Below are 12,096 nucleotides of genomic sequence, written 5' to 3' on the forward strand. Positions count from 1 at the left end.
AAAAAATCAAATACATCACCATGAAAGTTCAATTTTTACGATGAAATGCACGCATCCCATCGTAAAAACAAAACCTACTATCGTAAAAGCCGTACAACTTACTTACTCAAGTACATACGTCTTCTCGCGTAAAGGTCGTAAAATTGATCATCCTTTAAACTATCGATAAAGAGAATGCTCTCTCCCGTACTCTTCATTTCTGGCCCTAATTGTTTATTGACATTAGGAAACTTATTGAATGAAAATACGGGTTGTTTGATTGCAAAACCTTCCAATTGTGGATTAAAGTCAAAGTCTGTTACTTTCTTCTCTCCAAGCATGACTTTAGTAGCGTAATTGACATAAGGCTCACCGTAAGCTTTAGCGATAAACGGTACCGTTCTTGATGCTCTCGGGTTGGCTTCAATGATGTAAACCACCTCGTCTTTAATTGCAAATTGAATATTGATAAGCCCTACCGTATTTAATGCCAAAGCAATCTTTTTGGTATGATCCTTTATTTGTTGCATGACGAGTTCGCCTAGATTAAAAGGAGGCAAGGTCGCGTTACTGTCTCCAGAGTGAATGCCACAAGGTTCAATGTGCTCCATGATACCAATGATATAAACGTTCTCTCCGTCGCAAATGGCATCAGCTTCAGCTTCTATAGCGCCATCTAAATAATGGTCTAAAAGCAATTTATTGTTTGGTATTTTCCGAAGTAAATCGACAACATGCTCCTCAAGCTCTTTTTTATTGATAACAATTTTCATGCCTTGACCACCTAATACATAAGAGGGTCTTACCAAAATTGGAAAATCTAATTTATCTGCAACAGCAAGTGCTTCATCTGCGGTTGAGGCCACATCAAATTCAGGATATGGAATGTTGTTCTCTTTTAATAAGGTTGAGAAACTGCCACGATCTTCGGCTAAATCAAGAGACTTATAAGTAGTCCCTATAATTTTAATTCCGTAGCGGTCTAATTTCTCAGCCAATTTAAGAGCGGTCTGCCCACCTAATTGAACAATAACGCCCTCAGGTTTTTCATGACGGATAATGTCATAAATGTGTTCCCAAAATACCGGCTCGAAGTAAAGCTTATCTGCAATGTCAAAATCGGTAGATACCGTTTCTGGGTTGCAATTGATCATAATGGTTTCATAACCACACTCAGCACTAGCAAGTACACCATGTACGCAACAATAATCAAACTCAATACCTTGACCAATACGATTAGGGCCAGAGCCTAAGACAATGATCTTCTTTTTATCTGAAACGACACTTTCATTAACAGAATAACGTTCTCCATCTGCGTTTTCGACTTCATTTTCAAATGTAGAATAATAATATGGTGTTTCTGCTTTAAACTCTGCAGCACAGGTATCTACTAATTTATAGACGCGATTGATGTTAAACTCAACACGCTTATTATACACTTCACTTTCAAGACATTTTAACATGTGGGCTATCTGACGATCCCCATAACCTTTTTGTTTTGCCTCAAGTAACAGATCACGTTCAATGGTATTGATATTGAACGTTGAGATTTGTTGCTCTATTTGATGCAATTCTTCATATTGTTTCAAGAACCACATGTCAATTTTTGTGATTTCATGGATTCTGCTCAATGGAATGCCCATATTAATCGCATCGTAAATAGCAAAAACCCTATCCCAACTTGCGTTGGTCAACTTATCTATAATTTGATGATAATCGGTGTAGCCTTTTCCATCTGCACCTAAACCATTGCGTTTAATTTCTAAAGATTGGGTTGCTTTATGCAAGGCTTCTTGAAAAGAACGACCAATGGCCATTACCTCTCCTACGGCTTTCATTTGCAATCCTAAAGTACGGTCTGACCCTTCAAACTTATCAAAGTTCCAGCGCGGTATTTTAACAACTACATAATCTAATGTGGGCTCAAAAAGTGCCGACGTAGAACCTGTAATTTGATTGTTTAATTCATCTAAATGGTAACCAAGTGCCAGTTTTGCCGCTATTTTTGCAATAGGATATCCAGTGGCCTTACTTGCCAATGCTGAAGATCTTGAAACACGAGGATTGATTTCTATGGCAATAATATCTTCTTTCTCATCTGGACTCACAGCAAATTGCACATTACAACCTCCTGCAAAATCACCAATGCTTCTCATCATATGAATGGCCATGTCCCTCATACGTTGGTAGGTTTTATCTGAAAGCGTCATGGCTGGCGCCACTGTAATGGAATCACCGGTATGAATCCCCATTGGATCCATGTTCTCAATGGTACAAATAATAACCACGTTATCATTTTTGTCCCTCAAGAGCTCTAACTCATATTCTTTCCAACCAATCAACGCTTTATCGATCATGACTTCATGAATAGGCGATACTTCTAAGCCTCGAGTCAATAACTCATCAAAGTCCTTTTCATCGTGAACTATAGAGGCGCCATCACCTCCCAAAGTATAAGATGCTCTAATAACCAGAGGAAAACCAAACTCCTGTGCAATTTCTTTACCTTTTAAATAAGAGTTAGCTGTGGCTTGTGGTGCCATGCCTACTCCAATTTTGAGCATTAGTTCTCTAAACTTTTCACGATCTTCAGTAATATTGATGGCATCAATATCAACACCAATGATCTTGACGTCAAAGTCTTTCCAAATTCCCTTTTCATCAGCCTCAATACATAAATTTAGAGCAGTTTGTCCTCCCATTGTTGGTAATACGGCATCAATATGGGGATGTTCTTTTAATATTTTTACGAGTGACTTCGTGTTTAACGGCAACAGATATACGTGATCTGCCATCGTTGGATCGGTCATGATAGTCGCTGGGTTAGAGTTTATTAGGATGGTTTCAATACCATCTTCACGCAAAGATCGTAATGCTTGCGTTCCAGAATAATCAAACTCACAGGCTTGACCGATAATAATTGGACCTGAACCTATAATCAGGATAGATTTTAATGTGCTGTCTTTTGGCATGGATGTATTTTTACGATTTCAAAATTAGGTAACTATTGGGTACAAAAAAAGGCGTTACACCTAAGTAACACCTTTTAAATATTAACAATTGTTAATCATTATTTCTTATGTCTTGGTTCAGTTGAAACAGACAATTTCTTTCTTCCTTTGGCTCTTCTACGTGCTAAGACTTTTCTCCCGTTAACAGAAGCCATTCTCTCTCTAAAACCATGTTTGTTTCTTCTTTTTCTCTTTGATGGTTGAAACGTTCTTTTTGGCATTGTCTTATCTTTTTAAAATCTTGTGATCGTGTTTATTTCTTTGAGAGCTATCTCAAAACTGCGTGCAAATATACAAAGACTTTTTATTTTGCCAAATCTAATTTTGAAAATATTTTCTATCTGAAATTTTACACCTTGAATCTTACAAAAATTTCAATTAAAACCTCATTTCCATCTCATTTATGCCTTCAATTACCTAGGTTGAAATCATAAAAATCATTTACTTTGCAGCCTCTTATACCGAGCAATACATGAAACCAGTTGCCTTTTTCTTATTAATTTTTGGTCTTTGCGCTACCGCATTTGCACAGAAATCCTATGATTTGGGATATAAGGTACAAAAAGGAGATGCTTTTAAGGTTTACCAAAGCGCAGATCAAGAAATCATTCAAGACATGAACGGCGAAAAGCATGAGATGAGCAATATGATTGAAGGCGAATACACCTTTAGGGTTGCCAGTGTTAATGATAGCATCATTATATTTAATTTTAAGTTTGATCGATTTAAAATGAAGTCCACCTCAAGCCTTATGGGAGAATTGATGAATGTAGACACTAAGGATAGTATTAATGCAGATGACGTAGAAGCCAAATTATTCTCTGGCATCACTGCAGCCTCCCTAAAAATGAAGATGTATAAAAACGGCCATATAAAATCTATTTCGGGTACAGAGCAACTTATTGAAGGTATGGTCAATAATGCTGGCGACTTTAATGCCTTTACAAAAGAACTCATGAAAGAGTCCATGAAAAAAGAGTTTGGAGGAGCTACGCTTTCTGAAAGTTTTGAGCAATTGACTTATGTGTATCCAAAAGTGTCCGTTAAAAAAGGAGATACTTGGCGCAATAATTTTAAGGGCGATCTATCTTCTTCTAACGTTTGGACATTAGAGAATGTTTCCGAAGCAGTATTTATGATAAGCGGCAAGAGTGATGTCTCCTTTAAAATTGAAGACGATACGATCATGATGGATCTTTCTGGCACTATGACTTCTAAAGTAAACACCTCTAGAATTTCAGGGTTTATCAGTTCGGTTAGCAGCACATCTACCGCTACTGGAACTTCTGTAATGAAATCTATGAAAGGCGTTCTTATACCAACCACTGTAACTACCAAAATAACTTATAAAGTAAAAAATTATGTTCAATAAAAATATAAAGCTCGTTATCGCATTTTTGATCGTCGCTTTTGGGGTGTATCAATTTACTGAGGGCAATATTGGCAATGGTATCATGTACCTGCTTTTATCCTTAATATTTATTTTTCTATACTTTAAAAATGAATTTATTTTATTGGCCTTTTTAAAATTAAGAAAGCAAGATTTTGAAGGTGCCACGCGTTGGTTAAACAAAATCAAAAATCCTTCTAGCGCCTTGATCAAAAAACAGGAAGGCTATTATAATTTTCTACATGGCGTCATGGTCTCACAAACCAATATGAACGAAGCTGAAAAGTACTTTAAAAAAGCCTTGAGTCTTGGTTTAAGCATGGACCATGACAAGGCTATGGCTAAATTGAATTTGGCCGGAATTGCATTTAGCAAACGCCGACCAATCGAGGCTAAAAAATTGCTTAGTGAAGCGCAAAAATTGGATAAACGAAATATTTTGACAGACCAAATCAAAATGATGAAAGATGGTATGAAGAAATCCCAAGGCCCAAAACAGCATTACGGAAACAGAAATGCAGGAAGACGCTAATTATTCTTTCATTTAAAATAAAAAAACCTCCTTTAAAAGGAGGTTTTTTTATTTTATAGTGTTCACTTATCAAATGACCTTATTATAAAAGCGGCGCCCATAAACGGCTCACAGATTCTTGTAGTTTACACCAATTAGAACGATCTATCCAACGCTCAAGGTCTAGTTTCTCACAGGATTTTAAATCGTCTTCAAAATGAGATTTCAGCTCTTTTGCTTTTTCAGAATTATAGAGTAAGGCATTGATCTCAAAATTGATATTGAAACTTCTATTATCTAAATTACAAGTTCCAACGGTGGCAAAAGTATCATCAACCACCATGGTTTTAGCATGTATAAACCCTTTTTCATACAGATAAACTCCTACCCCAGCATCTAAAAGCTTTTCTAAATATGAGGCGCTAGCGTGCTGAGCTATCCAAGAATCTGATATTTTAGGAATAATTAACCTTACGTCTATCCCAATTTTTGCGGCAATTTGCAAGGCCGTTACAATTTGATCATTTGGAATGAAATAGGGTGTGGTGATATACACATATTCTTCGGCATTATTAATGGCCGTCAACAGTGCTTCCATAATATTGGCCCAATCGGTATCAGGACCACTAGCCGCTATTTGCACCGCTACATTCTCCTCGCATTCAATGTCTGGAAAATAAGTCGATTTAATTTCTATAGCCTCATCTGTAACAAAGTCCCAAGTAGTTAAAAAGTGAAACTGCAGTACCTTTACGGCCTCGCCAGCAATTCTTAAATGCGTATCTCTCCAATAGCGCTGTTTTCTGTGCGGTCCGTTAATATAGCCATCTGTAATATTAATACCGCCTACATAGCCTATTTGGCCATCAATAACTGCAATTTTACGATGATTTCTATAATTGGTTTTTCCGGTTAAACTTGAAAACAAAACAGGCATAAACGGTGCGTGATGCACACCGCTTTCGTTCATTTCTCGCTTGTGTTTAGATGAAATACTGCTACCTACATCATCATAGCTTAGTTTAACTTCAACACCTTCTTTAGCTTTCTTACAAATAATATCTAAAAGTTCTGAGCCAATCTCTCCTTCTTCTAAAACATAGTACTCTAAATGGATATGATGTTTGGCATTTCTTAAATCTTCAAACAGTCTTTTAAATTTAGCTTCACCATTTCTTAATATATCCACCTCATTTTTGATGGTCAATGGAGACTGGTCACTTTTCTTCAATAAGCGCACAAGCTTGATTTTATCATCAATAAGCTCTTCCACTTTTTTAAGATCGCCTTCTTTAATACGTAAGTTATTACCAACTTTGGTGATGACTTCTGAATTGGAGATGTCCTTTCTGTTGAAAAGCTTTGTTTTTCGGTATTGCTGCCCGAATAAATAATAAACCACTAACCCCAAATATGGAAAAAGGGCAAGCACAAGAATATAGCTAATGGTCTTTGTGGGGTTTTTATTTTTTAAAAGAATTACGATGATAGCAGAAATCGCCACCAAGTAATTAATGATGATAACAATGCTCCAAATATTACGTTCTAAAAAATCCAAGGGCTAAGGTTTTGCGGTATAATGACCTTTTTCAGGTATATCAATAACATATTTTTTACCTGAAGCATTGTTTAAATGATCTTCACGCAACCAAGGGTTATGAATTTTCAGGATCTTATAATTGATCCCATATTGTTTGGCGAACGCTGCAAAGTCGGTTACGGGTTTATCCAACTCTACTTGATACGTTGGAACATTCTTGTATAAATCTTCCGAAGAAAAATTGAAGCCATACTTTTTTGGGTTGCTTAAAATTTCTTTCAACGCAACTATTCTAAACATATATCGTCCGGTTTCTTCACCCAACAATAAGTCATAATAATCTTTGACGTCCTGCTCTTCCAATCGTCGTTCCATTCCAGATTTTCCAGCATTATAAGCTGCTGCAGCTAAGGTCCATGACCCTAATTTCTCTTTAGAATCTTTTAAATACTTACAAGCGACCTCGGTCGCTTTTTCAAGATGGTAACGCTCATCTACGTTATCATTAATTTCCATACCATTTTCTCGACCTGTGGCTGGCATAATTTGCCAAAATCCACGAGCGCCTGCAGGTGATACAGCGTTTATTAAACCACTTTCTATAACTGCTAAATACTTAAAATCGTCAGGGATTCCATTCTTTTTCAATATCGGCTCTATAATAGGAAAATATTTACCCGCTCTTTTAAACATTAAAAGACCATTAGATTGCCAATAGGTATTGACCAAAAGCTCACGATCCATACGCTCCAAAATATCAGGATTCTCTAAAGGCAATTGTTCTCCCGCGAAGTTCAAGTCTTCAGGAATAGATAATGCATAGACGTTATAATCTTTTGTGGAGGCTTCAGAGGTATTCTTTTGATTTTGTTTTGCTGTTTCAACTGAAGTTTGTTCAGTATTCTGATAGGCAAAAATGAAGAGCCCTGATGCGCAAATGAGACCAATTGCAGCTAAAATATTTTTTATGATTTTCATCTTTTTCTTTTTTTTAAAAGTATTAAATAATCTGTTCAGTCTACGGATTCTGGCAGAATTAGTTTGGGTAAATTTTCATTAAACCATTTGTATTTATTTATAATCATGATATGGGTACCTCCCTTGATGATGATGCAGTTACCAACACAAGAATGCGGAAAAACAGCATCATTATCTCCTTGAATATAAATGGCATCTTTATTTGGAGCATCTTGATCCCACTCTATCACTTGAGCAATAGCCCAGTCGAGGTATTGAGGATCACGAACAGAAAGGTATTTTTTGTAAAGCTCAATACGTTTTGTAATGTTATCTCCAAAAGAATACTTGGCCAAAAGATCAATACTCCTCACCAATTGGGTGGGTAAAATTTTGTAAGCTTTAGTGTATTTCATCACCTTCATGCGCTTAGGCAACTCGTGCATAGACTTTACACTAGAAACGACAAAAAGCGCTCTTAATTTGATATGCTTTGACATTTCTTGAACTAAGATGCCTCCAAAGGACACTCCCAAAAGTACAACATCGTCATACTCAATCTTAGCAACCATACGTTTAGCATAAGATTCTAACGTCTCATTGACTTCTGGCATCATCCACTTTAACCAATGAATCTTAAATTGATTTTCATCTAATTTAATATGTTCAAATATGGTCGGGTTAGCGGCCAATCCGGGCATTAAATAAACGTGTATTAATTTATTGTTCATAACTTTCTACAAATGAGTATCTTGCTCGTATCTTATATTTTTCGTAAATTTACGAATACAAAACTATGCAAAAGTATAGTTATACCCTACCAGCCAAATAAATTAAACCCGTAATTACCATGATTGATGCAGCAGAATTGACTGACAACGACTTCTTACGCCAATTCGAATTTAAAACCGAAAATGGCTCCTTGGCTAAAATTGAATATTCATTACAGGATCGCAAAATTTTTCTTACAAAACTTTTTATTCCAGAAGGGTTGACAAATGAAGATTTCGAAGAAGAGTTTTTGACACTTGTATTTGAAAATATTAAAGAACGGGAAATAGGTGTGGTACCTACAAGTCCTGAAATAGCAAAATTTATTAGACGCCACCGAAAATATAAAAAATTACTTCCAGTAGGTATTCGAATATAACCCGTAGAACCCGTTGTTGGTGCTCTCTTTTATTTAAACACCTCACCTCTACTTTCAATGGGTTTATTTTACCTCACTTAGTCATTAACAACATTATTTCCATTTTAAGAGCTCTTAACATAATACGCTAAATCTTAGTTAAACCCAATGATTACTTAGGTTGGAACCCGTTTTAAAGTTATATTAAGAGTAGTATTAATTTAAAACCGAAACGTAAACATGGAAAATTTAAATAAGAAAACAGTTGCAATATTAGCAACAAACGGATTTGAAGAAAGTGAATTGAAACAACCAATGCATGCTTTAAAAGAAGCTGGAGCAGATGTTCACATCATTTCTGAAGATAAAGGAACTATTAAAGCTTGGGCCGATGGAAATTGGGGTAAGGATTACACTGTTGATAAAACATTAGCAGAAGTATCTCATTCTGATTATAATGCGCTAGTGCTTCCTGGTGGTGTCATCAATCCAGATACATTAAGAAGAAATGAAGACGCATTATATTTTATTCGTTCATTCTTCGAAAACCACAAGCCAGTAGCAGCAATATGCCATGCACCTTGGTTGTTAGCCGAAGTTGGCGTAGTAAAAGATAGAAAAATTACATCATTTAGTTCTATAAAAACCGATATGGTCAATGCAGGAGCTAATTGGGTAGATCAAGAAGTTGTGGTAGACCAAGGGCTAGTAACTAGTAGAAATCCTAACGATTTGCCAGCCTTTTGTGCAAAAATCGTAGAGGAAGTCTATGAAGGAAAACACGAAGAGCAAACTGCATAATTAGCAATTAGTAATAAATGTAATGGCAAAGCAAACAAATCATGGAGCGAGTATTAAAAATGACGCTCAGTATGAAGCTTTAAGAGATGAAGGCTACAGTAAGGAAAAGGCTGCTAGAATTGCGAATACGAAAAATTCTGGTGAAAAAGGCGGAAACGCAAAGCCTTATGAAGATCGAACCAAAGAGGAGCTTTACAAACAAGCTAAAGATATTGGTATCGAAGGACGTAGCACGATGAACAAGGAAGAACTTATAAAAGCTTTAAGACAAGATTGATTTAATTTTCCTTTTACATTTGAAAAAAGCAGAATCTATTTCTAGATTCTGCTTTTTTTATGTTGAAACCTGAACGGTTTATTTTCTATATAAAAAGTAATTATTCACTAAATCGATATAGATGCGTTTAGCTTCATCTTGAGTAACATCCTGCACCTGAAATAAAGCGTTTGTCTTAAATGCATTTATAATCGGCTTACTTCCATTTGGCCTACTATAATCATTGCTGGCTTTTTTATAATACGCATATAGTCTTAATAGAAAATCTGCTGGATAAGCTTCTTCAAAACTATTAATGCGCTCTACAGCTTCTTTAAACTCTTTATCAAGTTCTTGGGAGTTCATCGACGTTCTGCTATTATACTTTCACCACCTCGAACTCTCTGGTTAAGTTTAACCTTGATCTCTGCGTCTAACGGTAAAAACAGGTCTACTCTACTACCAAATTTAATAAAACCCGAATCAGAGCCTTGAATGGCCTTCTCATCTATTTTTGCATAATTGACAATTCGCTTGGCCAAGGCTCCAGCTATTTGTCTGTATAGTACTTTTCCGAAGTTTTCATTTTCAACCACTACCGTAGTTCTTTCATTTTCTTCACTAGCCTTTGGGTGCCAAGCGACGAGGTATTTTCCAGAGTGGTATTTACTATACACTATATTACCACTAGTGGGAAAACGGGTCACATGAACATTAAGCGGGGACATAAATACAGACACCTGAATGCGCTTATCGTTAAAAAATTCCTTTTCGAAAACTTCTTCAATAACAACAACCTTACCATCTACTGGAGATAAGGCAGTATGTTCACCTAAAACCGTATTTCGTTTGGGATTTCTAAAAAATTGGAGAATTAATACCAAAAAAAGCGCTACCGCAATCATTAAAGCAATGCGCAACCATGGTAACACAACCAAATAATCAATTAAAAATATCAAGCCTACCGTTAATGCCAGTGCTCCTAATATAATTTTATAGCCTTCTTTATGAAACATATGTGATTATTCTTAAATATAAAAATATGAATGGTGCTGCAAATATAATGCTATCTAATCTATCCAAGAGTCCGCCATGCCCTGGCATGATAACACCGCTATCCTTAACATTAGCTTGACGCTTAAATTTTGATTCAATTAAGTCTCCTAAAGTACCAAAAACGCTAATAATAACGCTTAAAATAAGCCAATTGTTAAACGTTAATATCCCAATAAAATGACCTATAAAATAACTGGCTACACAGGCAAAAAACAGACCGCCTAAAAAGCCTTCTACTGTTTTCTTCGGAGATATGCTCGAGAATAATTTTTGTTTACCAAAGTTCTTACCTACAATATATGCAAAGGTATCATTTACCCAAACAAGAATAAAAGACCCTAGCAAGATGAGAGGTGTAAATGTATTTTGAAAATTAGCTATGGAAATCAAAAACACAAAAGCACTCGATAAATAAAATGTTGTTATTATGAAACGTTTCGACTCAAATAGCGGAATTGTTTTTTCTGAAAACAAATCTTTAATAAGTAGCAGCTCTACAAAAACGGAGAGCGTCAAAAGAATCTGAGACCCTTCATTGAACACTTCATTCGCATCTGAAAACAATTTCCAATAGGAAAAGCCAAAATACAATATGCTAAATACGATATAAGGAGAAAAACTATTGAGACCAATAAGTTTTTTGAACTCGCCCATACACACGAGACCGAAGATGTAGAATAAAATAATTAAAGCATGTTGCCAAAACAAAGATGCTATTAACAATACGATATAGATGATGCCAGACAGTAATCTTGTACGAAGTTCTTTCATCTATAAATCTTCTAGCAACAATAAATACAGGTTCTTTGAACTACTTCCGTAAGTTAAAAAATCCTTTTCTTCAATAGTTTTAAAGTGCTTTATGGTAGTTATATTGGTAGGTATTTTTTGTTTGTTCTTTTTCTTGATCCCCTTCAAACCTTCACCAATATTCTCAACAAATTGACTTGTGGTAGCAAAAATGATAAAGTCGTCTGGGAGCTCTTTTAATTTTTTCTCAGCAATTTGGTTGGATGAAATTAAAAGTGAACCATCATCAGAAATCAGGTATTCACAAGTCGAAAAAAAGTAAGCACTTTCAGATATTTTTTTTGTAGTACAAAAGTCAAAATCCTTAAAGAGGTTAGCTAATCTTTCATCAAAAAGAAGCACTTTTTCATCTTTCCAGCCATTTTCCTTTAAAATGTAGGATAAACTCTGCTGAATCTCCTGCATATTTTCACAATATAAAAATTTGCCACCGTTGGCCTTGAAATTTATAGTGAATTGTTCATCTACGGGCAGCTTAATTTCAGGCATGTATTTGCCTCTAGATTCGCTTTTTATGTTTTCTTCGGGCGTATTCTTTAATCCAAAGATTTTACGAAATAGACTCATGTAACGAAATAGCTATTAACCTTAGTTATACGTAGGTATTACCAAATATAAAAAAACTTAAATTAACCTATGGCTAATTCAAGTTTTTT

14 protein-coding genes are annotated in these 12,096 nt (G+C 35.5%); 5 read left to right on the forward strand and 9 right to left on the reverse strand.

Going from position 1 to position 12,096, the window contains the following annotated elements; all coding sequences use genetic code 11:
- Positions 1-98: 98 nt before the first annotated feature.
- On the reverse strand, positions 99-2,951 hold the full coding sequence (gene carB / locus P176_RS0104195; protein WP_026753522.1) for a carbamoyl-phosphate synthase large subunit: 2,853 nt from the start codon (positions 2,949-2,951) through the stop codon (positions 99-101).
- A gap of 98 nt (positions 2,952-3,049) precedes the next feature.
- Complete coding sequence (gene rpmH, locus P176_RS0104200; RefSeq protein WP_026753523.1) at positions 3,050-3,211, reverse strand: 50S ribosomal protein L34; 162 nt, start codon at positions 3,209-3,211, stop codon at positions 3,050-3,052.
- Between the two features lie 251 nt (positions 3,212-3,462).
- On the opposite strand from rpmH, the gene P176_RS0104205 reads away from it, so the two are divergent.
- Positions 3,463-4,362, forward strand: a complete 900-nt coding sequence (locus P176_RS0104205) for a DUF6263 family protein (protein ID WP_026753524.1) — start codon at positions 3,463-3,465, stop codon at positions 4,360-4,362.
- Positions 4,352-4,912 (forward strand): membrane protein, encoded by a 561-nt coding sequence (locus P176_RS0104210; RefSeq protein ID WP_026753525.1) that lies wholly within the window; start codon positions 4,352-4,354, stop codon positions 4,910-4,912. Before P176_RS0104205 ends, P176_RS0104210 begins: the two co-directional genes overlap by 11 nt.
- Positions 4,913-4,994: 82 nt before the next feature.
- On the opposite strand, the gene cls is transcribed toward P176_RS0104210, so the two are convergent.
- From cls to P176_RS0104225, 3 genes are read right to left on the reverse strand one after another with little or no spacing between them, the layout of a single operon-like run.
- Positions 4,995-6,449, reverse strand: coding sequence for a cardiolipin synthase (gene cls, locus P176_RS0104215; RefSeq protein WP_026753526.1), 1,455 nt, complete (start codon positions 6,447-6,449; stop codon positions 4,995-4,997).
- A gap of 3 nt (positions 6,450-6,452) precedes the next feature.
- A complete protein-coding gene (locus P176_RS0104220; RefSeq protein WP_026753527.1) occupies positions 6,453-7,409 on the reverse strand; it encodes a lytic transglycosylase domain-containing protein in 957 nt (318 codons plus the stop codon).
- A 35-nt stretch (positions 7,410-7,444) separates the two neighbouring features.
- The gene (locus tag P176_RS0104225) at positions 7,445-8,119 is read right to left on the reverse strand and encodes an alpha/beta hydrolase (RefSeq protein ID WP_026753528.1); all 675 of its coding nucleotides are present in this window, start codon (positions 8,117-8,119) and stop codon (positions 7,445-7,447) included.
- A gap of 119 nt (positions 8,120-8,238) precedes the next feature.
- Here P176_RS0104225 and P176_RS0104230 point away from each other — a divergent pair, with 119 nt between their 5' ends.
- From P176_RS0104230 to P176_RS0104240, 3 genes are all read left to right on the forward strand, one after another.
- Positions 8,239-8,538 carry a GNAT family N-acetyltransferase gene (locus P176_RS0104230; RefSeq protein WP_026753529.1) on the forward strand — a complete coding sequence of 100 codons (300 nt, stop codon included), beginning with the start codon at positions 8,239-8,241 and terminating at the stop codon, positions 8,536-8,538.
- Positions 8,539-8,757: 219 nt separating this feature from the next.
- Complete coding sequence (locus P176_RS0104235; RefSeq protein WP_026753530.1) at positions 8,758-9,318, forward strand: type 1 glutamine amidotransferase domain-containing protein; 561 nt, start codon at positions 8,758-8,760, stop codon at positions 9,316-9,318.
- Between the two features lie 22 nt (positions 9,319-9,340).
- Positions 9,341-9,595, forward strand: coding sequence for a Rho termination factor N-terminal domain-containing protein (locus P176_RS0104240; RefSeq protein WP_026753531.1), 255 nt, complete (start codon positions 9,341-9,343; stop codon positions 9,593-9,595).
- A 78-nt stretch (positions 9,596-9,673) separates the two neighbouring features.
- Here P176_RS0104240 and P176_RS0104245 read toward each other — a convergent pair whose 3' ends face one another.
- The 4 genes from P176_RS0104245 to P176_RS0104260 are packed head-to-tail and all read right to left on the reverse strand — an operon-like array spanning position 9,674 to position 12,007.
- Positions 9,674-9,940, reverse strand: a complete 267-nt coding sequence (locus P176_RS0104245; RefSeq protein ID WP_026753532.1) for an acyl-CoA-binding protein — start codon at positions 9,938-9,940, stop codon at positions 9,674-9,676.
- Positions 9,937-10,590, reverse strand: a complete 654-nt coding sequence (locus P176_RS0104250) for a phosphatidylserine decarboxylase family protein (RefSeq protein ID WP_026753533.1) — start codon at positions 10,588-10,590, stop codon at positions 9,937-9,939. The genes P176_RS0104245 and P176_RS0104250 overlap by 4 nt, the downstream gene beginning before the upstream one ends.
- The gene (locus P176_RS0104255) at positions 10,580-11,401 is read right to left on the reverse strand and encodes a phosphatidate cytidylyltransferase (RefSeq protein ID WP_026753534.1); all 822 of its coding nucleotides are present in this window, start codon (positions 11,399-11,401) and stop codon (positions 10,580-10,582) included. The genes P176_RS0104250 and P176_RS0104255 overlap by 11 nt, the downstream gene beginning before the upstream one ends.
- Complete coding sequence (locus P176_RS0104260; protein ID WP_026753535.1) at positions 11,402-12,007, reverse strand: LUD domain-containing protein; 606 nt, start codon at positions 12,005-12,007, stop codon at positions 11,402-11,404.
- Positions 12,008-12,096: the final 89 nt, after the last annotated feature.

The sequence above is a fragment of the Sediminibacter sp. Hel_I_10 genome (assembly GCF_000688335.1).
Taxonomy (GTDB): Bacteria; Bacteroidota; Bacteroidia; order Flavobacteriales; family Flavobacteriaceae; genus Psychroserpens.